The organism is Mycobacterium sp. NPDC003323 (genome assembly GCF_053589535.1).
Genome location: NZ_JBSFSB010000031.1, coordinates 1 through 22011 on the forward strand (window position 1 = coordinate 1; position 22011 = coordinate 22011).

Below are 22011 nucleotides of genomic sequence, written 5' to 3' on the forward strand. Positions count from 1 at the left end.
GGCGCACTCAGCCCGGACGAGTTCGTTCTACAGTGGACCACGACCCACCAACCCCGAGCCGCATAGCGACTGGACCACCAAACGGGTCCCCCTCACCCTCGGGTTCGTCTTCACCCGAGCCGGTCACACACTTGGCGTCACCGCCGGCCACTGCGTGGACCATGGTCGCGGCTACATTATCGATACTGACTCGGGGTACCGCGGCCGGGTCGTGTCCTACGACTATGACGCCAGTATGAGAGGTAGCGACTTCGCGCTGATCGACTTCGGCAACGCGCCGGTCGACAACACCCTGCTGGACACCACCGTCGCCGCCGTACAGGCGCCTCGGATCGACCGAACCATCTGCCACACCGGGCGGTCTACAGGATCCACCTGTGGACAACTTGCCTACCAATACCGTTGGGGCGCGTAGTATCTGACCGAAGGTCACGCCGACAGCGGCGGTGATTCTGGTGGACCGGTCCGGACGCGTTACGGCCTCGATGAACTCGCTATCGTCGGTATCTGGCTCGGAAGTCATACCGACGGTGACGACTCGACCCAAGGCAGGTTCTACCCGTTGGGCCAAGCACTCCAAAATTTGGGTATGACTGACCACATACTGTAACAGTCGTCACGAAAAGTCCGGTGCTGCAACCTATTTCCCAAAACCCTGAACGCGCGGGATCCGCTGTGCGACTCAGGTGCACATGCTCGGGCCGGTGTACAGCGGCGCCACGATCGGGCTGATGCCCGCGCCGGCGGCGCGCGGATGGCCCCGAACCAGAACCGGGCGCCCTGTATCCCCGCTCGCACTCCCAAACGAACACTTCCCTCACGAGACTCCCGCGAAGTATCCGGGCAATAGCTTCGGTCACTTCATCGTTGGTTCGAGGTTGGACTTGTGGCAGTGACAAGTCACTGCGAACCGCGCGCGAGTGGGCAAGTCTGTAACCATCCGGGCGCGGTCTCAGCCGCCAGGTGGCTTCAACCATCCCAAACGGTAGTCGCGAACAACACTGGCGCACAGGGCAAGTCCCATTATGTGTTTGCCTTCTGGCCTTTCGATACTAGGCCGGCGGCCGGGTCACGCTAGGCCACCGGCGGCGCTGCGCTTGGCCTTCGGCGGTGGGGAGGTGTCGACCTCGCTGCGCTCGGTGGACCACCTCCCCACCCCGGGACCTAGACGCTTCCCTCGGCCTGCTCGGCCTCGATCTCCAGTGCCAGAAGGCAAAAAGAGCGGGCGGCCGCAACGTCACCCCAAAACTGAGAGGTATACCGACATGACCGACACCACGACCACCACGGACGCCATCTCCGATCAGGCGATTGGCACCTTGGAATATCTAGACCCAATCATGCTCGAAATCGGCGATAACGTCCGAAATGAGGCGGCATTGAGCAAAGAGTTCCTGGCCAGCATCGCAGAGAACGGCGTCCTGGTGCCGATCACAGGCATCCGTCACCCCGACAACAACAACGTGATCCGGGTGCGCAACGGCCAGCGCCGCACGCTGGCGGCCCGCGAGGTCGGCATCGCAGCGGTCCCAGTGTTCGTCCTTCCGTCGAGCGCGGCGGATGCCAGCGAAGAGACGATCGAACGAATCGTCCACCAAATCGTCACGAACGACCAGAAGCAGGACTTGACCGACGCCCAGCGGGTACGGGGCATCCAACAATTGTTGGAAACCGGTGTTTCAGTGACCAAGGTCGCCAAGAAACTGTCGGTCAAGAAAGACACCGTCAAAGCTGCTGAAACCGTGGGCAAGTCAGACGCGGCGACAGCTGCTTTCAGCGACGGTCAACTCAGCCTGGCCGAGGCCGCCGCACTGACCGAGTTCGAGGACCTGCCCGGCGCACTCAACCGGCTCGCCCATGTCGCCGGAACACCACGGTTCGATCAGGTGGTTGCCCAGCTCCGAGAAGAACAGATGAGCTGGAAGGCCCAGCAGGACGCCGAAGCTCAATGGCGCGACAAAGGGTTCACCGTTCTCGACGAGCCGCCCCGCTCATGGGACGAGAGCTGCGTCGGACTCGAGCACCTACGCACCGCTGACGGTGCCAGCGTCGATGAAGACGCGATCACCGATCCCGCACAGTGGGCAGTGCTCATCGAGGAGGACACCGCCCTCATCGATGTCGAGACCAGCGAAGTCATCGAGGAGTCCGCCATCGACTGGAACACCCACGACGACCCCGAAGCCACACCCGAGGAGGGCATGCGGCACGCGAAGACCGTCGAAGACGGCACCGTGTACCTCCCCACGTTCTACTGCCTTGACTATGCTGCCGCAGGGTTCACCCTCGACACATGGTTCCGGCGCAACGCAGGGATCGGCGACGATGCCGACGACACCTCACCCGGTGACGCCGTCGACCTCGACAACGAAACCGACGCGAACGGACCAGTTGGCTATCGCCGCCGGCATTCCACACTGAGGCGCGTTCCTGACACATAGACATCGAGGAGGCTCGGAAGTATATGAGTGAAGTGAGTGAAGACACTACCGTCGTTATCGTCGGAGCCGGAGTGGCCGGCCTTACCGTGGGTAATTTCTTGCTGCGCAACGGGATTAGCTGCGTAGTTCTGGAGCGCCGCAGTCGCGAATACGTCGAAAAGCGACAACGAGCCGGAACCATCGACGCCTTAGGAGTTCGTATGTTCCGCGAGTGGGGACTCGAGGAGGTGATCGAGGGCGACCCGATAGTTGAAGCCGAAGGCAGCTTCTACATCGACGGCGAAGAAATGCCGATGGACATGGAAACCGATAGTGACAGTGTATTCTGCCCGCAACAGATTCTAGTCCGAAACCTCACGGATGCTTACCTTTCCGATGGTGGCGACCTTCGCTTTGAGGCCGATAACGTGTTCTTGGTCGATATCGCCAGCGACAGTCCTAGCGTGCGCTATCGGGACACCACCGGCTCCTCGAATGACTTGCGTTGCAGTTTCATCGCCGGTTGCGACGGCGACCATGGCATCAGCAGGGCGTCTATTCCCGGCGACACCCTCACTCAATACACCCACGAGTACGGGTACGCCTGGCTGAGCGTTCTGGCCGAGGCGCCTGCGCGTCCATCAGGCATGGCGATCCACTCTCGTGGTCTCGCAGGACGGATCCCCCGCGGCGCGAACGCCAGCCGCATCTATCTTCAGTGTTCGCCTGACGACAGCTTAGCGCAGTGGCCGGACGAACGAATCTGGAGTGAATTGGAAGCCCGCTTCGGCACTCCCGTGTCGATCGGCGAGATCGTCAATAAGCACCTCGTGCCTCTTCGGAGCGTCGTCTACGACCCCATGAGCTATGGCAGGCTGTACCTGCTCGGCGACGCGGCGCACATTGTTCCTCCAATGAGCGCCAAAGGAATACACCTTGCCCTACACGATGCTGATGTGTTCGCACGTGCCATCAGCCATCAGATGCAGAATGGCGATCCGAGCCTGCTCGACAGCTATTCGGAGACCTGTCTAAGTCATATCTGGAATTATCAAGCGTTTGCGACTTGGATAACCGAGATCATGCACAACGCCGGCGACGCCTCCTATGCAGGAGAGTTCCGCAAGATGATCGCCCGAGCGGAACTGCAGCGCCAGTTCAGCTCGCCCGCGGCAAATCGCCTCTTCGGCGAGCTCACTGCCGGGGTGAACTAGGCAATGTTTGTCGGCACACCCCTTCAGAGGTCAAGAGTTGCATACTACTTTGCCCGCCAACGAGACCCACTCGGGTGGGCATCTTGAAACCTTGACTCGCGTGCAACACCTGGACTCGACTGTGCTGGTGCTCTACGGGGCGCAGGACATGTCGAGCAGCAGCACGATCAGATGTTCATTCACGGACTTCCTGGGCCGTTGGTAGGCGGGGTTAGATATCTGACGTGGTGAACTTGGTTTTGACTGGATGAGCCGCCAACAGTGGAGGCAAATCGGTGATCGCACCGTCGCCGGCGCGGAAACTGCGGTAGGCGTCGTCGTGCTCGGCCGATTCCCAGCTCTCGTAGATTACCCAATGCGATTCGTCGTCTGCATCCACAAGCACTTCCGTGACGAGGTTCCCCGCGAACGCTCGGGTCTTAACGAGCTCACGGCGGAACACTTCCTTTGCCTCTGACAGTGTTTCGCGCTTGAACTTCAGCTCGAGAAGCACGGTGACCGACATTGGTCCATCTCCTGACACGGGTTTGGGTTGGCTGGCTTTGTTGAAGAGTCTAGCCTCGACTATGCGTAAAGCACGGGTGGTTGGAGTGCATAGGTGAGTGAACATGCCTGTCCTGCAAGGACATGATGGAATCTCGATACGATTTCATGATGCTGGCGGATGGCATTACTCAGTTGAAGAATGTCGATGTGGCGCCGCGGGTGATCGCATCGCCCGACGGCGCTAGAGGAGCACAGGCCTCAGTTCGACACCCGCCGAATCCAAGGAACTCAATCAGTGGGTCGACGTTGTGGGCAGGCTGATTCCAACCGAGACGGGACTCGGGCGGCCTATCGCAGGTTGTCAACGGAACCACACTGGACGTCGCCGGCGGCTGGACGACCGGAATTTGAAGAGATTCTGTGAAGGCGCCGATCAGTCTGGCTGTGCATGCAGTCCGGCCGCAGTGATCCCGGCTACCGCGGAGGCCTCGTCGTTGTCGGAGGCCTCGCCCGAGATGCCGACCGCACCCACCACCGTCTGGTCGTCGTCGCGCACCAGCACACCTCCGGGCACCGGCACCAGCGAACCACCCACCGCCAAGGCGACGGCGCTGATGAAGTAGGGCTGTTGCTCGGCACGGGCCATGATTGATCGCGAGCCCATCCCCAACGCCAGGGATCCGTGCGCTTTTCCGAAGGCGATCTCGTAACGTTTCATCGATGCTCCGTCTTCGCGCTCGGCGGCCACGACGTTGCCACCGGCATCGAGGACCACTATGGTGAGCGGCTTGAAACCCTGTGCCGAGCCGTGTGCACGGGCCGCGGCTACGATGACCCGGGCGATGTCCAATGTCATGCTCATGCCATGTTCCCTGCGGCTTGCTTCTGCGCCGTTCGCCGACGATGAAGGATTGGCTCGGTGTATCCGCTGGGTTGGCGAGCGCCCTCGAGAAGAAGCTCGCGGGCGGCGAGAAAGGCTTCACCGTCAAAGCCGGGCGCCATCGGGCGGTATCCCGGATTGTCGGAGTTTTGGTCGTCGACCACCGTAGCCATCCGACGCAGGCTCACTTCGACATCCTCTATGGAGATCACCCCATGCAGTAGCCAGTTGGCTACATGTTGTGACGAGATGCGGCACGTCGCACGGTCTTCCATCAGAGGTGTGCCGGTGCGGTCGGGAACTTTCGAGCAGCCTACGCCGTCGTCGACCCAGCGTACGACGTAACCCAGCGTGCTTTGCACGTTGTTGTCGAGCTCGGCCTGCACGTCTTGGTCGGTCCATTCCGTGGGATCAGCCAGCGGAATCGTGAGCAGTTCCTCCAGCGTCGATCGTCGGCGCCCCGTCAGTTGATTCTGGCGTTCCTGCACGTCGACCTGGTGGTAGTGCAGCGCGTGCAATGTGGCGGCTGTGGGGGACGGTACCCACGCGCAGTTTGCTCCTGCTTGCGGGTGTGTCACTTTCTGCTCGAGCAGGTCGGCGAGGTTGTCAGGTGCAGCCCACATGCCCTTGCCGATCTGGGCTTTTCCTCTCAATCCACATTCGAGCCCGATATCGACATTGGAGTTCTCATAGGCGGTCAACCACTGTGCGGTCTTCATCGCCGTTTTGCGGAGCATCGGTCCGGCATGCATCGATGTGTGGATCTCGTCACCGGTGCGGTCCAGGAAGCCGGTGTTGATGAACGCAATTCGATCAGCCGCTGCCGCGATGCACGCCTTGAGGTTCACGCTGGTGCGCCGCTCCTCATCCATGATCCCGACCTTGACGGTGCCGTGTTCCAGACCGAGTATCCTCTCCACGCGCTCAAACAGTTCCACAGTCAGCGAAACCTCCTCGGGTCCATGCATTTTCGGTCTCACCGCATATATCGATCCGGTTCGCGAGTTACGTTGCGCCCCAATGCCACGCAGGTCATGGGTGCTGCCCAGCGCGGTGAGCAGAGCGTCGAGTAGGCCCTCAGATACCGGTTGACCGTCGCGGTCGTGCACGGCGTGAGTGGTCATGAGATGACCGACCTGGCGGATGAACATCAGTGCGCGACCTGGCACGGAGAAGGCGGAACCGTCGCGGGCTGTGTACTCGCGGTCCGGATTGAGCGTCCGAACGAACCGTCGCCCATCTTTGTCGACCTTCTCGCTCAGTGTGCCCTGCATGAGCTGTAGCCAGTTGCGATAGCCGTGCACCTTCTCCTCGACGTCGACGGCCGCGACCGAATCCTCGAGGTCCATGATGGAGGTCAGCGCCGCCTCCAGAACAACATCCTTGACCCCGGCCCGGTCGACGCTGCCGATCGCATGTGCGCGGTCGATCTGGATCTCCACATGCAGGCCGTGGTGTTCCAACAGCACAGCCTCGGGAGAGCGCCCGTCGCCTCGGTAGCCCACGAACTGAACCGGATTGCTCAACCGGACCGTTGCGTCTCCGATGGTGACGATCAAGCCGTCGACGTCCACCGCGTAGGCGTCGACGTCATGGTGGGTGGCGGCATCGAGGGGGAAGTGGGCGTCGAGCACGTCGCGGACGCGACGCACGACCTCGGCGCCGCGGGATTGGTTGTATGACGAGCCTGGCGCCCAGTCACCGTCCCGGTCGATCACGTCGGTACCGTAAAAGGCGTCGTAGAGCGAACCCCAGCGTGCGTTAGCGGCATTGAGCGCGAACCGTGCATTCAGCAGCGGGACGACAAGCTGAGGGCCGGCCTGGGTACTGACCTCGGCATCGACTCTCGACGCGGTGACAGTGACGTCCGCCGGCTCCTCGACCAGATAGCCGATCTCTGTTAGGAATGCTCGGTACGCGTCGACGTCTGCAGGCGCTCCCGGGTTTTCGGTGTGGAAATGATCGAGCGCTGCCTGGATCTCGGTACGTTTTGCAAGCAGACGGCGCAGTCGTGGCGACAGGTCATGCACAATCGCATCCAACCCGGACCAGAACACCCCCGATTCCACTCCGGAGCCCGGCAGTGCCTCCTCTTCTACGAAGCGGTGCAACACCGGATCAACGCTTAGCTCGCCGACTGTGATCCACTCTGTCATCGAAATCTCCTAACATTCACGTTCGGTATCACTGACACTCCTAGCGAACGGGCGCTCAACACCCGCGCCTCAACACACTGTGGCCGGTTCCCACTGATCGAACAGCTTAGGTGCCCAATCACTTCCACCACGTGCGACACCACGCTCACCTACGACGGCGGCCGGCTCTCGCGGTCAAGGCTGGCGACTACAGAGGGCTATCAGATCACTGCACCGGGATTGAGGATGTGGTGCGGGTCTAATGCGTTCTTGATTTGCCGCGTCACATCCATGACGTCTGCGCCCACTTGGTTGGGTAGCCAGGCTTTCTTGAGCCGCCCCACGCCGTGTTCACCGGTGATCGTTCCGCCCAGACTGACGGCAAGGTCCATGATTTCACCGAAGGCCTGTTGTGCTCGCGCAGTCTGTGCTTCGTCGGTCGGATCGTGCACGATCAGTGGATGGGTATTGCCGTCACCTGCGTGGGCGATCACCGCGACCAGCACATCGTGGTGGGCTCCGATTTCGCTGATTCCCTGTACTAGGGCCGCTAGCTGAGGCAGCGGTACTCCGACATCCTCGAGCAACAGATTGCCCAGCCTCTCTACCGCTGGGATGGCGAAGCGCCGGGCAGCGGTGAAAGCCTCCCCTTCGTCGGGGTCGTCAGTGGTGAACACGTCGTCTGCGTTGTGGCGGCTGAACACCTCGGCGATCACGTTGGTTTCATACGCCCGGGCGTCACCGGGTGCATCCGACTGCGCAATGAGCATCGCACCTGCCTCCCGGTCGAGGCCCATTTTCATCGAATCCTCCACAGCCCGAATTGAAGTGCGATCCATGAACTCCAGCATCGCCGGCCGCATCACCCTTGTGATGGCGAGTACAGCCTTGGTGGCATCGGCGACGCGGCTAAAACTGGCCACCACGGTGCTGGCTTTGTCCTGCGGCGGGATGAGCCGCAAGGTGATCTCGGTGATGACACCGAGAGTGCCTTCGCTGCCGACGAAGAGTTTAGTCAGGGAAAGGCCGGCAGAGTCCTTGAGCCGTGGTCCACCGAGTCGCACGGCGCGCCCGTCGGCGAGGACGACTTCGAGTCCGAGTATGTAATCGGTTGTGACACCATACTTTACGCAACACAGGCCGCCTGCGTTGGTTGCCGCATTTCCCCCGATGGAGCACATTTCGAAGGAGGACGGGTCGGGCGGATACCAGAGGCCATTGTCTGCCGCCGCCCGCTTCACCTCCGCGTTGATGAGGCCGGGCTGGACCACCGCGGTTCGAGTGACGGGGTCGACACAGATATCGCGCATCCGCTCGGTGGACAACACGATTCCTCCATCCACGGCGGTGGCACCCCCGGACAGTCCTGATCCTGCCCCCCGCGGCACTACTGGCACGCGGTGGAGGTTCGCCCATCGCATCACTTCTTGAACTTCGGTGGTACAGGTCGGCCGCAGCACGGCCAGCGGATGCCCGGCGTCGGGATCCCGGGCCCAGTCCTGCCGGTACTTCTCGACGACATCGGGGTCGGTGAGCACCGACAGGTGTGGAACCTGGTTGAGCAGCTCTGCGAGGGAGCTGGTGACAGCAGTCATCGAAGTCTCCTTGACGGGTCGTGTTGTTGTCTGTAGCTGCCGTCGGCATTCAGCGATGTCTCGGAAAGGAACTGCAGCAAAACTGCATTGACATCGGCTGCCGACTCGAACGTGGCGAGGTGGCCGCTGTTGGCTATGTGTAGCCGTGCCTGGCGGATGCCTTCGGCCAGTGCCATGGCATCCGGGTTGACCGGAGTCACGTTGTCGTGTTTGGCGGCGATCACCAGTGTCGGTGTCACGACTTCATTCAGCCGCGCAGTGTGGTCCCAGGCGAGGATGGCACGGCCACCTGTGCAGTATGTCGGATCGGGAGTTGCCGTGACCCACCCCCGTGCTGTTCGAACGATATCCGGGTGTTCGTGAGCCCAGTCGGGGGTGAACCATCGGTCGACCACCGCTTCGGCGATGGAGCCGATTCCTCGTTCGGTCACGGTGCCGATGCGTTGCCGCCATATCTCGGTTCCGGTGATCCTGGCGGAGGTGCAGCACAGCACCAGGTGGGTGAGCCGCTCGGGAATCCGGGTGGCCAACTCAAGGCCGACCATGCCGCCTAACGACAAACCGCACCAGGCGAATCGATTCACCCGAAGACCATCTAGGGTGTGCTCCACATCATCGGCGAGATCGGCGACGGTGAACGCTTCTGATGGGTCGGGTGATCTGCCGTGACCGCGATGATCGAGGCGTATCACCCGGAAGTGCGGCGCCAAGGCAGGCAGGTTGGGCTCCCACATGGCGGTGGTGGTGCCCAGTCCTCCTGATAGAACGAGCACCGGCGCGTCTGGCGGTCCGTCACTGTTGTGATGCAGGGTAAGTGGCACTACCAATCCCCCTCAGTTGAACACGACAACGGTGCGGATCGCGCGCTTCTCCCGAAGCGCGTCGAACCCACTATTTATCTCGGGCAACGAAATTCGGTCGGTGATCAGGGGATCGAGCTGCAACCTTCCCGACAGGTACGCCTCACACAGGGCTGGGAAGTCCCGGCTGGGCCGTGTGTTCCCGTAGCTGTTGCGTCGGATCCGTTTCTCTTGCATCAATGAGCCCCAGCGCAGGGAGATGTTCTGGTCGACATCGAGCTTGCCGAGCCAGATCACCTCGCCACCGGCCCGGCACGCTTCCACCGACAGCTGGAAGGCCGATTCGCTTCCGGCGGACTCAATCACGCAATCCACTCCTCTGCCGGCGGTGATGTCACGGAGGTCGGCCAAGACATCCGTGCTGCGTGGATTCAGCCGATGGGTGGCGCCGAACCGGGTGGCTAGCTCCAGCTTGGGATCGTTGCGATCCACGGCGACGATGGTGCTGGCCCCCGCGAGTCTGGCTGCTTCGATTGCGGCCAAACCAACTGCACCGCAACCGATGATCAATGCGGAATCACCCGGGTGCAGATGCGAGACGTTGGTGACGGCACCGTGCCCAGTCATCACCCCACAACCGAGCAGACAGGCTCGGTCCAGCGGCATCGCATCGGGGATCGCCACCGCACAGCCGTCGGTGACAACGGCGTATTCGGCGAAGGCGGCAGTGAAGAACATGGTGTGCACGTCATTGCCACCTGAGCGCAGGTAGGTCTGTCCGGAGAAGTCGACCGCCCTAGGGCCGAGTTCGAGATACTGCCGGCACAAGATGGCCTCACCCCGCTCGCAGGCCGGGCAGGCACCACAGTGCGGATTCCACGACAGCACCACTTTCTGTCCTATTCGCGAGGGATCGACGCCGCTGCCGATGTCTTCGACGGTTCCGGCCGCTTCATGTCCCAGTACGATCGGCATCGGATATCTCAGTTGACCGTTGATGACTTCGAGGTCGGTGTGGCAGATCCCGGCGGCGCCCATCCGCACCAGCACGCTGTTGGCCGGCAGGTCGGTGATCTCGACCGTCTGGATGCTCAACGGCTGTCCCACCGCGGTGAGTACCGCCGCATCGAATTTTCGTATCGCGCCGTTCACTGTTTCCTCAGTGGAAGTCGGGCGGTTTCGGATGTGAAGGCCACAGCAATCAGTGACACCACGGCCGCGACCATGACGTAGAACGCCGGTGCTGTGGCCATTCCGGTACGACTTACAAGCCACGCTGCGATCATGGGCGCTGTGCCGCCGAACAATGCGATGGCAAGGTTGTAGCCGACGGAGAACGCGGTATAGCGGACGCGCGTGGCGAACATTTCGATCATCGCCGCGAACGGTGCTCCAGCGTATGTGCCGAACAGTGTGCCGAGGATGGCTTGGGCGAGGATGATCTGCGCGGTGCCGCCGATGGTCATGAGCCAGAAGATCGGGTAGGCGAAGACGAGGTAGCCAATGCACGCGGCAGCGATGACCGGTCTGCGCCCGATTCGGTCAGATAGCTTGGTGGTCAACGGGATCACAGCAATGGCGACCACCAATGCCACCATGGTGGACAGGAGCGCCCCGCCCTTGTCGTAGCCGTGGGCTTGGGATAGGAAGTTGGGGATGTACGCCAGCACCAGATAGAATCCGACAGCGTGCATGGTCGCCATCCCGAAGCACAATGTGATCGACGTAGTGTTGTGGACGATCGTTTCGCGCAGCGGGTTACGGGTGGTTTCCCCGCTCTCCGCGATCGCCTTGAATTCTGGGGTGTCTTCGATCTTGAGCCGCAGGTATAGGCCGGCGATTCCCAGCGGGCCGGCGATCAGGAACGGTATCCGCCACCCCCAGGATTCCATCGATTCTGAAGGCAGCCCGGCCATGAGGGCGGTGACTAAACCGGCGCCGAGGAGGCAGCCGGGCAGCGCGGACATGTTGATCCAGCCGACTTGGAAGCCGCGCCGTTCGTTGGGTGCGTACTCGGCGAGAAATGCGGTGGCGCCGCCGATCTCACCTCCTGCGGACAGTCCCTGGATGACCCTGAGGGCAACGAGCAGGATGGGTGCCCACACGCCGATCGCCGCATATCCGGGCAACAGTCCCACCGCGAATGTGGCAGCTGAGATCAGCACGACGACCATCGCTAGGGTTCGCTGGCGGCCGAGGCGGTCCCCCATGCTTCCGAAGAACATTCCACCGAGCGGGCGCACGACGAACGCCAGGGCGAAGGCCGCGAATGCGGCCAGTAGGGACGTGGTGGGATCAGAGGACGGGAAGAAGACAGTCCCGAGGATCACGGCCAAATAGCCGTAGATCGTGTAGTCGTACCACTCGATGGCATTGCCCACCGCGGCAGCGGCCACCGCGCGACGGCGGGCAGACTCGCTGACCAGCGGTTGATCGTTGTCTGCTTCGACTGACATTGTCATTTCACTTTCGTAGCCGTAGTGGGCCGGTGCAATCCGGCAGGAAAGGTCGCTGCAAGCCCGGTGTCGATCCGGATGGACTCACCGGTGATACCTGCAGCCAGGTCGCTGGCGAGGAACAGTGCGGTAAAGGCCACTTCCTCAGGGGCAATCAATCGGCGCTGGGGTATATAGCTGAGAAGTCTTTCGCGAGCCTGGTCGATGGATTCGTCGTGGATCGCTGCTAAGTGCGCCGTCAGGGCATCGGCGGCCATCGGTGTGTCCAGCCACCCTGGACAAATGGCGTTCGCGGTGATCCCCCAACCGGCGAGCTCGGCAGCCCACACCTTCGCTAGATTCGTCAACGCGGCTTTGCCCGCGGAGTAGGGGCTATAGGTCTCGAAGCCGATGTCGGCGGTCATGGAGCTGATGTTGATGATGCGGCCACGGCCGCGGGTCTTCATCATCGGCACAGCATGTTTGGCACACAACATTGCGCCGGTGACATTGACATCGATGATGCGCTGCCACTGCTCGAGGTCGATCTCGTCGACAGGCGCCTTGTACATGACTCCGGCGTTGTTCACGAGCACGTCGATGGACGAGCCTGTGCGTGAAAGCTGTTGGAACAGATTCAGAATGGAGTCCTCGTCGCGAACATCGATTGCGACGTTCACGATTTGGCCGTCGACTCGCGATGGCAGATTGGTCTTCGTAGGGGCGGCCAACACGTCGGCTGCTAGAACGTAGGCGCCACGGGCGGCGAAGGCATCGGCGATTGCCCTGCCCAGACCGCGTCCACTGCCGGTGACGAGTACGGTACGACCGGATTGATCCAGGTCGAACGTGGGTGTGTCAGGCATCATCGGTGTCGCTTTCCGCAGCCACGTCATGGTGAACGGGGTGAACGTGGCTGGTTTGCTGCTGGAACTCGCGCATTGTCAACGGCCAGCTGGCGAACACCCGGCCCTTTCCGGCCTTGTACCAGCCCACCGAATATTCGGGGTCGCCCCAGACGCGGTTGCGGTTCTCCTCGTCGACCATGCGGTTGTAGTTCTCAAACGCGGTTGCGGTCGGGGAAACCTGGTTTGAAGGGGAAGCAATCGCTTGTTGCAGGCAGCCCAGCAGGTACCGCATCTGGCTTTCGACCATGAAGATGATCGATCCGCCGTGCGAGAGGTTGGTGTTCGGACCGTAGAGGATGAACAGATTCGGAAAGTCCGGGAGGGTGGTGCCGAGGTAAGCCCGAGGGCCACCAACTTTCCACGCTTCCGTGAGCAGCGTGTCATTTCGGCCGGTGACTTCCATCGGCCACAGGAACTTCTCGCTGGCGAATCCCGTGCCGTAGACGATCACATCTGCGGCGTAGTCCGTGCCGTCGGCCGCGCGAACACCGGTCGGTGTGATCGCTTCGATTCCACAGGTGACTAGGGAGACATTCGGTGCCTGCATGGTGGATAGCCAGGTGCCGTCGTCGATCAGTCGCCTGTTCGCGCCGTAGGGGTAGGTTGGCACCATGTCGGACGCCAGGTCAGGATTGGACTCGGTGGCCGCGCGGATGGTGTCTTCGATCAGTCGGCGGATCTCGTCCCCGACGGCATTGGCCGCGCGGTCGCGCTCCTCCCAATCAGGATCGATGCGCATGCCCTCGAGGCGGGCGTCGGCCTGGACCAGTAGCCACAAGCGATACCAGCTGCGGTAGTAGGGTGCATTCTCCAGAAGCCAGCGATGTCCCTGTCCGATGGGCTGGCGGTACCGGGCGTTGGGCATGATCCACGGAGCGTTGCGTTGGAACACCATGGTGTGTCCGGCAACTCGTGCGACCTCGGGCACGAACTGCATCGCGCTTGCGCCGGTGCCGATGACGGCGACGCGCTTACCCGTCAGGTCGATATCGTGGCGCCACGCTGCGGAATGAAATGCCGGCCCTGCGAATTCGGCAGCCCCTGTGATATCGGGGACGCTGGGTCTGTTCAGCTGGCCTACAGCGCTGATGACAGCATTGACCGTCAGCTGCGACTCGGCACCGTCGGCGTCACGGACGGTGAGGCTCCAGGTGCTATCAGCCCACTTTGCGGCGGTCACCTCGTGCTGGTACCTGACCTTTTGCCGTATCCCATACGCGTCAGCAGTGCGCTGGAAGTAGTCGAGGATCTCTGGCTGAGGTGAGTAGTGGTGCGACCAGTCATTGGGACCGAAGGAGTAGGAGTAGAAGGAGTTCGGCACGTCGCAGCGGCACCCGGGATATGTGTTCTCCAGCCAGGTACCCCCGACATCGGCATTCTTCTCCAGGATCACGAAGGGAATCTCTGCCTCCTGCAGGCAGATCGCCGCGAGGATGCCGGACATCCCTGCGCCGATGACGGCTACCGCGAACTGCTGACGCAGCTCCCGTGGCAGCGTGCGTAGCAGGCGCGCGGCGTCGATCGGATTCGTAGGATCGTCCTTACCCGGGAAGATCAGCGGCGTCAATTCGCTGGGATCGTCCACTGCGCCTTCGAATTGGTACCGCAGCATGGTCTCGACTGTGGATGCCGACGGTTCGTCGATAATCGGCCTCTCCGATCCCCAATACCGTTGCAGCGCTGCATCGGCCAGCTTGCGAATGCGGTCCATCTGCGCATCACCGAGCTCACCGTTGAGGTCGAGGCCGGACGCGATTGGCCGCAGATCCGACGTCAGCGAATCGGTGTTACCGCTCATATGCGACACCGACATCAGCAAGGAAGGACCGTGTACATCGGGGTCGGCGAGGATCTCCGTGAAGTTCGGAGTAGCGCCGTCGCTCACGGTGGTTGTTCCTTCGTTTTCGGGGAAGATGATCATGAGTTCTGTGTTCCTGTATCGCTGGTCGAAAGGTTGGCGCCGACGCGGTGCAGCTGGCCCGCTGTGGCACCACCGTCCACGACCAGTTCGGCGCCGGTGATGTACTGGGCTTCATCCGAGGCGAGGAAGGCAACAGCCGCCGCAACGTCCTCGACCTCGCCCAGCCGACCTAACGGCACCTGGCTGTATCCGAGTTCATCAAGGCTCATACCAGCAAGGCGCGCGCCCTGCTCTGCCATCTGTGTTTTGACGAAACCGGGGTGCACCGAGTTGACGCGTACCTGGAAACTGGCGTACTCCATTGCCACGTCCTTCGTCATGATGCGCACCGCGCCTTTGCTCGCTCCGTAGGCGGTCCTGCCTGCAATACCGGTGAGGCCAGTCGTCGATGACAGGTTCACGATCGAACCACCATCTGCCGCAGCCATTTTCGGGGCGACAGCACGCATGCCAAGGAACACCCCTTTGGCATTGACGCTCATCACCTTGTCCCAATCCTGGACCGTGATCTCAGTCAGGGGACGTACGAGGTATATGCCGGCGTTGTTGACCAAGACATCGATCCTGTCGATTTCGTCGACAAGGGTGGCCCAATTCTGCTCACTCGTGGTGTCGAGCAAGGTGAACCGGGCGCGGCCGCCTGCCGAGGTGATCTGGTCGACGGCGGCCTGGCCGCCCTCGCTGTCGATGTCGGCGACGACGACAGCCGCCCCTTCTGCCGCCAATCGCGTGGCGATGGCCCGCCCGATACCCGATCCGGCACCGGTAATGACCGCATTCTTTCCTACCGCTCGCAACATAACTCCTTAGTGACTAAGCGCTTGCTTAGTTCAAGTTATGACGCCTGCCACATTTAGTCAAGCCCCGGGTTTGCCCTCACTCGGCCAGCAGGCACGATGGTGGGGTGAAGCGTTCCGAGATGGCCCCGGCTACCAGTGCACGGTTGCGCGCGGCCGCTCTCGACGCGTTTGCCGCCAAGGGTTTCCACGCTGCCACCACACGTGACATCGCCGAACGTGCCAATCTCTCCCCTGCGGCTGTCTACGTGCACTTCAAGGCCAAAACCGACATCTTGTACGCGCTGGCCGAATTCGGCCACGCCGACATCCTCGCGCACGTCACCTGTGCACTCGATGCTGCTGGAGAGGGCCCTCGCGACCGGGTGCTGGCCTACATTCGCGCATTCGCGAGCTGGCACGCCGAGAACAACAAGCTGGCTCGCGTCATCGCCTACGAAATCAAGTCACTCACTCCTGAGCAATACGACGTCATTGTCAACAGCCGCGAGGCATTCGCCGAAATATTTGAAAGGGAGCTTCGCCGCGGAACCGACGCCGGAGTGTTCGACATCCTCGATCTTCGCTATACAACGTTGGCGGCGCTGTCGCTGTGTCTGGACTTGGCGCGGTGGTTTCGGCCTCATCCGGAATACACCGCAGACGAGATCGGCGGGCTGTATGCGGATCTCGTCCTACGAATGCTTGGTGATGGGATCGGCGGCTGTGGAACCGAAATTGGCGGCAGCGCCGCCCCGGTTGAGCCGCCCGCAACCCGGAAACGAAGCCCAGCGAAGCGCACCACCAAGGGCTGACGATGCCGCTGCCACACTCTCCCACGCAGTGCATTTGACCGCCCCATGGTCAGTGCCCACCAATTCGCGTGGCGCACAGCTCAGTCGGGGCGCAGTGCACTGGAGGACGCCATGTCGTGCTCAGGCAAGCGCAAAGACCGGCGGGTCGGTGGACACCGGCATCGGTGGCCAGGTCGACGGGCGCCGGGCGAAACGCCGGCGCCGGGATGGTCGTCGCCATCGCCTGATGCGGGCGGCTGTAGTTGTGGCCGTCGACTCAGGCGTCGATCGCCGGCTGTGCGGCCTCGATGCTCGGACAGGGATCAGCGGTATCCAGAAGCTCGCGGCGCAGCAACTTGTGGACCAGATCTTGCCGGTCGTAGTCGGCCAGCAAGGTTTGGTCAGGCGCGTGGTGACTCCGTTCTCCGGGCAGATCGGTTCGAGCAGTCCCGCAGGCGGATATGGCTTGGTGAACCGGTCCGTGAGCTTTTTCCGTTGTCGGTCAACACTTCTGATCGCAGCTCGAAGGAAGTCGTGGCTGCGGTGAAGGAGACGGCCCGACGTTCGCTACCGTCACCGCTCTTAGCTTCAAGCGGGGGCATGTAACAATCATTCCGCTAGCGCGGCCGGCAGGCGTTAACCATTGGTCCGGTGCTCGCGGACTGGGATGCCCATGCATATGCACATCAAAGTGTTACCACGTCATTGTCGGCGCTGACTGCGAATGCAAGGTCGATTCCCGCCTCGCACGATGCCGCGGTGAAGTTGAAGATTGCGTAGCCTGCGAATTCACCGTGTTGTCAGGCCCTTTGGGATACGGCCAAAGGTTTTGACCCCGAGTCTGATCAGAGGGCCACGACCACGCTGACGTTCACTAAAGGCCGTCTACACGTGGCTATCCGAAGCGAAAAATTGGCTACCCTGGCCCGAAAATGTGTTGGGACACAAGCGGTTCGAAGCGCGACACTCGTCCGTCCACCACTCGAGTATTCTTCTCGTCCAGCGAGCGAGTCCGAGCGGAACCATGGAGAAGGGCAGGCTCGGTTAGGCTATGCGGCGAACGCGGTTTACGGTGAGGCCGCTTTCATCGACCAAATCGGGAATCTTGTCCGCGAAACTGACGAGGTGCGGCGTTGCGAGGTGAGCGTCGAGGTGCTCCCCGGAGACCCAATTTTCGTAGAGGGTGAAGAAACGTGGGTCCTCGACCCCCTGGTGGACGTCGTAGTTGACGTAACCGTCCTCCCCCTTGGTCGGCTCGATGAGCGCTTCCAGTGCGGCACGGAGCTCGTCTGCCTTGCCGTCTGCCGCGCGCATGTAGGCCACGACGGTAAGAAGGTCGCGGTTCGCGTCGGTGGGTGTGGTCACCGGATCCCCATTTCAATAAGCAATAGAAAGTTCGTCGGAACGCAAGTCAGCATGGCTTTCGCCTCACGACGGTGGGGTGACTAAGCGCTTGCTTAACTGTATAATATGGTGCATGCCACATCCAGTCAAGACCCGCAGCCCATATCGGGCCAGCAGGCACGATGGTGGGGTGAAGCGTTCCGAGATGGCCCCGGCTACCAGTGCACGGTTGCGCGCGGCCGCTCTCGACGCGTTTGCCGCCAAGGGTTTCCACGCTGCCACCACACGTGACATCGCCGAACGTGCCAATCTCTCCCCTGCGGCTGTCTACGTGCACTTCAAGGCCAAAACCGACATCTTGTACGCGCTGGCCGAATTCGGCCACGCCGACATCCTCGCGCACGTCACCTGTGCACTCGATGCTGCTGGAGAGGGCCCTCGCGACCGGGTGCTGGCCTACATTCGCGCATTCGCGAGCTGGCACGCCGAGAACAACAAGCTGGCTCGCGTCATCGCCTACGAAATCAAGTCACTCACTCCTGAGCAATACGACGTCATTGTCAACAGCCGCGAGGCATTCGCCGAAATATTTGAAAGGGAGCTTCGCCGCGGAACCGACGCCGGAGTGTTCGACATCCTCGATCTTCGCTATACAACGTTGGCGGCGCTGTCGCTGTGTCTGGACTTGGCGCGGTGGTTTCGGCCTCATCCGGAATACACCGCAGACGAGATCGGCGGGCTGTATGCGGATCTCGTCCTACGAATGCTTGGTGATGGGATCGGCGGCTGTGGAACCGAAATTGGCGGCAGCGCCGCCCCGGTTGAGCCGCCCGCAACCCGGAAACGAAGCCCAGCGAAGCGCACCACCAAGGGCTGACGATGCCGCTGCCACACTCTCCCACGCAGTGCATTTGACCGCCCCATGGTCAGTGCCCACCAATTCGCCCACTTCCGTACCCACACCTGATCTTTTTCACAGAAGGACTTCTGACATGTCTGAGCATTTTGCCGGAACCGTTTTCACCGATTACGATCGCGCGGCCCAGGACACTTTCGAGCGCCTTGACCGCACCACCGCACGGCTTGCGAAGATCGTTCCCGCCAAAGAGGTCACCAACGCGGTGGGCCGTCGGCGTTACCTCCATGCCGGACCGCCGCTACCGGTTGACGCGGTACCCGGTCCGGTGAGGGGCGCTCTCGTGGCGGGCCTGATGTTCGAAGGTGAGGCGACGTCGCTCGACGAGGCGGAGCGGATCATCGACGATGGCCAACTGGAGATCTCTCCGGGCAATGCTTGCGGCGGGGTAGGGCCCGTCGCCGGTATCGTGACACCGAACATGCCCGTCGTCGTCGCGGAATCAGACCGTGGGACCACTGCGTTCAGTCCGCTCAACGAGGGCTACGGCCGGGTGATGCGCTTCGGTGCCAACGACACCGAGACCGTCGAACGGCTCCGCTGGATGCGTGATGACCTCGGGCCGTTACTCAACTCCGCGATCGCCACACTGGAGCCGATCGATCTGACCGCCCTCATGGCTGAGGCACTACGTCGCGGAGACGAATGCCACAACCGCAACGTCGGCGTCAGCGCAGCATTACTCTTGCGTCTCGCTCCTGCCATCGTACGCATCGGCGACAGTGCACAGACGGCCCGGGCGATCGAGTGGGCAGCAAGCAACCCCCAATTCTTCCTACCTTTCGCGATGTCGGCAGCAAAGTCGATCGCCATTGCAGCACAGAGTGTTCCGATGAGTCCAGTTGTCACAAGTGTCTCAGCAAATGGGGTGCACCTGGGAATCCAGATCAGCGGATGCGGCGACGAGTGGTTCCTGACCCCGAGCCCTGTCGGTAGGCCCAAGGTCTTCCGGGGATACTCCATCGACGACGCGCAGCCGTCCTTGGGCGACTCGTTCATCACCGAAGTAGTGGGGGTCGGAGCGTGCGCGCTGACCGCAGCGCCGGCGATCTCATCGTTCCTGGGGACCTCGGCGTCTGACGCGCAGGACGTGGTCAACACGATGCGTCAAGTATGTGCGGGGACCAGCACCCGATTTGTCATCCCCGCGGACGACTATCGGGGCACCCCAGTTGGGATCCGAGCCGACAGAGTAATCGACAGTGGGCTGCTCCCGTCCGTCGAATACGGTCTGGCCCATCGCCTTCCCGGGATCGGACAGATCGGTGCGGGGATCACCGAGATTCCCCGTGAGGTGTTCGTCGCTGCACTGGAACGACTTTCGCCAGCTCCGAGCGCTGACAGCTCGCGTACGGTCACCTCAACAGCCACTGGTGACGAGATGACCAGGTCGGTCGTCGCACCTGCATCGGCGAAGCCCGTAGGAAGGGGTTGACCATGGGTAAGATCCCTGAACGCCAGGTTGCACCGCTGACTGTCGACGTTAGGCGCGGTATCGATCCGTTGGATCGCGCCATCCTCACCTTTGCTCTACATTGGCTGCCCTACGATGGTGGCCCGTTGGAGGACACGCTCGCCGATTTCGGCATGACGGCACACGAGTATCTTCTTCGGCTGCATGAGTTGGTCGAACGGCATTATTCGTGCATACGTCCTGACGTCGCGACCCGGCTTCGCAGAATGTGTGAATGGCGGCTTCGCCAGTATGGCAATCCCTCTCACGTCGCCGCCGGTGCTGCTAGAAAATCCCAGCTTCGTGAGTCAGCCCATCAATACCGCTAGTCAGACGCAGCCCCGCCGGGTCACCCACCGGCGTGTAGATACTGTCGGCTGCCAGCATGGTGTCCAATGCGGTGTCATAGGTCAACTTCAGCGGCGAGGAATTGAAACGGTGCCACGTATCCACGCCTCGTGTTTTACCAAGTTCACGCCCGGCCTCCGCAGTAGATGATTCCCTGCCGCAGCGGCAATTTCGATGAACAGCCGCAGCCGCATCCTGGGCGAGCCGGTAGGAATGCTGCTGCTCGCCCAAACGCCACCGTCATCCACTGCCACTCACGAACCGCCGATCTGCCGCGGATCGTCGCTGACGCCGACATCGTGATCGCCGCCGCCGTCTCCTCCGGAACTGTTTAAAGGTGCTGGATCAAGCCCGCGGCGGTGGGTCATCGCGACGCCGGCTACAACCCCGGCAACTTAGGCGACATAAAGTACCGTATTCCGGCTGGCCCGTATCTTGCGCCGCGTTGTTGCCAAGGCGAAGGTGTTGTGGCGCAACGATCATCACCGAGGGAGGCGCCCGGCGGTGTGATCCTGGCCGCCGAGACCGGAGCCCCGCAACCACGCTCGGGCGACTCGCTCGTCCTCGACCGGCTAGTTGCTCTCACAGGATTGTGTCGAAGCCCCATATCCTCGAGGTGTCCATGCATAGGTCAGGTCAACGACCGGTAGCGACGGCGGGAACGTCTGTCTCGGTGATGACGACACGAGCAAGCCTGGTGGCAGTTCGTTCGATCTCGTCGAAGTTTGGTGCGACACAAATGAACAGAGTCTTGCCTTCTGGGCCACCAAGGGCGACGGCGTAGACGCCGTCGTCACCCGTTGCCACTTCGTCGAGAATCTTGCCACCCTGCGCAACGCGAACGACCCGGTTGTGGGCAACGTCGGCGACCCATACCGCGCCGTCTGTGTCGAATACAGACATGCCATCGGGACCGAGTGTGGAGGCAGCCACGCGCTCAGTGACGTCGGGCATCAGTCCGAGGTCGCCGTAGGACGCCCAATCCTTTCTTTCTCCCAATGACTTATCCGACTGAATGTCGAAGGCAGAGATCCTGTTTCCGAAAGTCTCGCTCACCAGCAGTGTCTTCCCGTCGGGTGTGATCGCCATCCCGTTCGGGAAGTGGAGGTCTCGTGCGACGATGGAGACGGTCCCTTCCGGGTCGATACGGGCGAGCGTTGTTGTTTCGTGGGGCGCTCCGCCCATCAGGTCGTAACCGAAGTTGCCCACGTAGGCGACGCCCTCCGCGTCGACGATCATGTCGTTTGCATGGCCGGTGAACACATCGGAGAGGTCGGCATGCTCGACGAAAGTGCCTGTTGGTTCCAGACGCTGCACTTTGCGATCTCGCATAGACACCACCAGCAGTCGGCCGTCGGGTAGCCAACCTAGACCTGACGGCTGCTGCGGAACGGTGGCCACTTGGTGGATCGATCCGTTCATACCCGATGTGTTGACGCTGTGGGTGTAGAAGTCCGAGAACCAAAGGTGGCCTTCGTGCCATCGTGGCCCTGAGGTGAGCCCGTCGTAGTGGTCCAGTCGTTGTGGGACTCTGTTGCCCGGTCTCCGGGCAAGGAAGAATCGACAACGACATGGCATCGAACAAG

20 protein-coding genes and 1 pseudogene are annotated in these 22011 nt (G+C 61.8%); 8 read left to right on the plus strand and 13 right to left on the minus strand.

Annotated features, from left to right (window positions below):
- The first annotated feature begins 235 nt into the window (after positions 1-235).
- The 3 genes from ACWDUN_RS29750 to ACWDUN_RS29760 all read left to right on the plus strand — a co-directional run bounded on the left by ACWDUN_RS29750 (position 236) and on the right by ACWDUN_RS29760 (position 3634).
- Positions 236-415 (plus strand): hypothetical protein, encoded by a 180-nt coding sequence (locus ACWDUN_RS29750; RefSeq protein ID WP_449934481.1) that lies wholly within the window; start codon positions 236-238, stop codon positions 413-415.
- Positions 416-1265: 850 nt separating this feature from the next.
- Positions 1266-2441, plus strand: coding sequence for a ParB/RepB/Spo0J family partition protein (locus tag ACWDUN_RS29755; protein ID WP_449934483.1), 1176 nt, complete (start codon positions 1266-1268; stop codon positions 2439-2441).
- Positions 2442-2464: 23 nt separating this feature from the next.
- Positions 2465-3634: a 4-hydroxybenzoate 3-monooxygenase gene (locus ACWDUN_RS29760; protein ID WP_449934485.1), complete on the plus strand. Its 1170-nt coding sequence runs from the start codon at positions 2465-2467 to the stop codon at positions 3632-3634.
- Positions 3635-3845: 211 nt separating this feature from the next.
- On the opposite strand, the gene ACWDUN_RS29765 is transcribed toward ACWDUN_RS29760, so the two are convergent.
- The 10 genes from ACWDUN_RS29765 to ACWDUN_RS29810 form a co-directional block, all read right to left on the minus strand.
- Positions 3846-4139 (minus strand): putative quinol monooxygenase, encoded by a 294-nt coding sequence (locus tag ACWDUN_RS29765; protein ID WP_449934487.1) that lies wholly within the window; start codon positions 4137-4139, stop codon positions 3846-3848.
- A 414-nt stretch (positions 4140-4553) separates the two neighbouring features.
- On the minus strand, positions 4554-4982 hold the full coding sequence (locus tag ACWDUN_RS29770; RefSeq protein WP_449934489.1) for a GlcG/HbpS family heme-binding protein: 429 nt from the start codon (positions 4980-4982) through the stop codon (positions 4554-4556).
- A complete protein-coding gene (locus ACWDUN_RS29775; RefSeq protein ID WP_449934491.1) occupies positions 4979-7156 on the minus strand; it encodes a malate synthase G in 2178 nt (725 codons plus the stop codon). Before ACWDUN_RS29775 ends, ACWDUN_RS29770 begins: the two co-directional genes overlap by 4 nt.
- 200 nt (positions 7157-7356) lie before the next feature.
- The gene (locus ACWDUN_RS29780) at positions 7357-8730 is read right to left on the minus strand and encodes an FAD-binding oxidoreductase (RefSeq protein ID WP_449934492.1); all 1374 of its coding nucleotides are present in this window, start codon (positions 8728-8730) and stop codon (positions 7357-7359) included.
- On the minus strand, positions 8727-9551 hold the full coding sequence (gene pcaD, locus ACWDUN_RS29785) for a 3-oxoadipate enol-lactonase (RefSeq protein WP_449934494.1): 825 nt from the start codon (positions 9549-9551) through the stop codon (positions 8727-8729). The genes ACWDUN_RS29780 and pcaD overlap by 4 nt, the downstream gene beginning before the upstream one ends.
- A 12-nt stretch (positions 9552-9563) precedes the next feature.
- A complete protein-coding gene (locus ACWDUN_RS29790; RefSeq protein WP_449934515.1) occupies positions 9564-10682 on the minus strand; it encodes a Zn-dependent alcohol dehydrogenase in 1119 nt (372 codons plus the stop codon).
- A complete protein-coding gene (locus ACWDUN_RS29795) occupies positions 10679-11911 on the minus strand; it encodes an MFS transporter (protein WP_449934496.1) in 1233 nt (410 codons plus the stop codon). The genes ACWDUN_RS29790 and ACWDUN_RS29795 overlap by 4 nt, the downstream gene beginning before the upstream one ends.
- A gap of 77 nt (positions 11912-11988) precedes the next feature.
- Positions 11989-12831, minus strand: coding sequence for an SDR family NAD(P)-dependent oxidoreductase (locus ACWDUN_RS29800; RefSeq protein WP_449934499.1), 843 nt, complete (start codon positions 12829-12831; stop codon positions 11989-11991).
- A complete protein-coding gene (locus ACWDUN_RS29805; RefSeq protein WP_449934501.1) occupies positions 12824-14794 on the minus strand; it encodes a flavin-containing monooxygenase in 1971 nt (656 codons plus the stop codon). Before ACWDUN_RS29805 ends, ACWDUN_RS29800 begins: the two co-directional genes overlap by 8 nt.
- The gene (locus tag ACWDUN_RS29810; protein ID WP_449934503.1) at positions 14791-15594 is read right to left on the minus strand and encodes an SDR family NAD(P)-dependent oxidoreductase; all 804 of its coding nucleotides are present in this window, start codon (positions 15592-15594) and stop codon (positions 14791-14793) included. Before ACWDUN_RS29810 ends, ACWDUN_RS29805 begins: the two co-directional genes overlap by 4 nt.
- Positions 15595-15698: 104 nt before the next feature.
- On the opposite strand from ACWDUN_RS29810, the gene ACWDUN_RS29815 reads away from it, so the two are divergent.
- Entirely contained in the window at positions 15699-16385 is a 687-nt protein-coding gene (locus ACWDUN_RS29815) for a TetR/AcrR family transcriptional regulator (RefSeq protein WP_449934505.1), read from the plus strand.
- Positions 16386-16526: 141 nt separating this feature from the next.
- Here ACWDUN_RS29815 and ACWDUN_RS29820 read toward each other — a convergent pair.
- Both ACWDUN_RS29820 and ACWDUN_RS29825 read right to left on the minus strand, forming a co-directional pair.
- Positions 16527-16936 (minus strand): annotated as a pseudogene (locus tag ACWDUN_RS29820) (IS481-like element ISMva2 family transposase); the annotation flags it as partial.
- A gap of 472 nt (positions 16937-17408) precedes the next feature.
- The gene (locus ACWDUN_RS29825; RefSeq protein WP_449934507.1) at positions 17409-17729 is read right to left on the minus strand and encodes a putative quinol monooxygenase; all 321 of its coding nucleotides are present in this window, start codon (positions 17727-17729) and stop codon (positions 17409-17411) included.
- Positions 17730-17898: 169 nt separating this feature from the next.
- Here ACWDUN_RS29825 and ACWDUN_RS29830 point away from each other — a divergent pair, with 169 nt between their 5' ends.
- The 4 genes from ACWDUN_RS29830 (at position 17899) to ACWDUN_RS29845 (ending at position 20760) form a co-directional block, all read left to right on the plus strand.
- The gene (locus tag ACWDUN_RS29830) at positions 17899-18585 is read left to right on the plus strand and encodes a TetR/AcrR family transcriptional regulator (RefSeq protein WP_449934505.1); all 687 of its coding nucleotides are present in this window, start codon (positions 17899-17901) and stop codon (positions 18583-18585) included.
- A 115-nt stretch (positions 18586-18700) separates the two neighbouring features.
- Positions 18701-20059, plus strand: coding sequence for a DUF1116 domain-containing protein (locus ACWDUN_RS29835; protein ID WP_449934509.1), 1359 nt, complete (start codon positions 18701-18703; stop codon positions 20057-20059).
- 2 nt (positions 20060-20061) lie between these two features.
- A complete protein-coding gene (locus ACWDUN_RS29840; protein WP_449934511.1) occupies positions 20062-20406 on the plus strand; it encodes a DUF3263 domain-containing protein in 345 nt (114 codons plus the stop codon).
- Positions 20407-20571: 165 nt separating this feature from the next.
- Positions 20572-20760: a hypothetical protein gene (locus ACWDUN_RS29845; RefSeq protein WP_449934513.1), complete on the plus strand. Its 189-nt coding sequence runs from the start codon at positions 20572-20574 to the stop codon at positions 20758-20760.
- Between the two features lie 301 nt (positions 20761-21061).
- Here the strand turns inward: ACWDUN_RS29845 and ACWDUN_RS29850 are convergent, their stop codons facing one another.
- Complete coding sequence (locus tag ACWDUN_RS29850; protein ID WP_449934517.1) at positions 21062-22003, minus strand: SMP-30/gluconolactonase/LRE family protein; 942 nt, start codon at positions 22001-22003, stop codon at positions 21062-21064.
- Positions 22004-22011 lie beyond the last annotated feature (8 nt).

Coding starts and splice junctions, on each gene's coding strand:
- ACWDUN_RS29750 (WP_449934481.1), top strand. CDS start 236: ATGAGAGGTAGCGACTTCGCGCTGATCGACTTCGGCAACGCGCCGGTC.
- ACWDUN_RS29755 (WP_449934483.1), top strand. CDS start 1,266: ATGACCGACACCACGACCACCACGGACGCCATCTCCGATCAGGCGATT.
- ACWDUN_RS29760 (WP_449934485.1), top strand. CDS start 2,465: ATGAGTGAAGTGAGTGAAGACACTACCGTCGTTATCGTCGGAGCCGGA.
- ACWDUN_RS29765 (WP_449934487.1), bottom strand. CDS start 4,139: ATGTCGGTCACCGTGCTTCTCGAGCTGAAGTTCAAGCGCGAAACACTG.
- ACWDUN_RS29770 (WP_449934489.1), bottom strand. CDS start 4,982: ATGAGCATGACATTGGACATCGCCCGGGTCATCGTAGCCGCGGCCCGT.
- ACWDUN_RS29775 (WP_449934491.1), bottom strand. CDS start 7,156: ATGACAGAGTGGATCACAGTCGGCGAGCTAAGCGTTGATCCGGTGTTG.
- ACWDUN_RS29780 (WP_449934492.1), bottom strand. CDS start 8,730: ATGACTGCTGTCACCAGCTCCCTCGCAGAGCTGCTCAACCAGGTTCCA.
- ACWDUN_RS29800 (WP_449934499.1), bottom strand. CDS start 12,831: ATGCCTGACACACCCACGTTCGACCTGGATCAATCCGGTCGTACCGTA.
- ACWDUN_RS29805 (WP_449934501.1), bottom strand. CDS start 14,794: ATGATCATCTTCCCCGAAAACGAAGGAACAACCACCGTGAGCGACGGC.
- ACWDUN_RS29810 (WP_449934503.1), bottom strand. CDS start 15,594: ATGTTGCGAGCGGTAGGAAAGAATGCGGTCATTACCGGTGCCGGATCG.
- ACWDUN_RS29835 (WP_449934509.1), top strand. CDS start 18,701: ATGTCTGAGCATTTTGCCGGAACCGTTTTCACCGATTACGATCGCGCG.
- ACWDUN_RS29840 (WP_449934511.1), top strand. CDS start 20,062: ATGGGTAAGATCCCTGAACGCCAGGTTGCACCGCTGACTGTCGACGTT.
- ACWDUN_RS29845 (WP_449934513.1), top strand. CDS start 20,572: ATGATTCCCTGCCGCAGCGGCAATTTCGATGAACAGCCGCAGCCGCAT.
- ACWDUN_RS29850 (WP_449934517.1), bottom strand. CDS start 22,003: ATGCCATGTCGTTGTCGATTCTTCCTTGCCCGGAGACCGGGCAACAGA.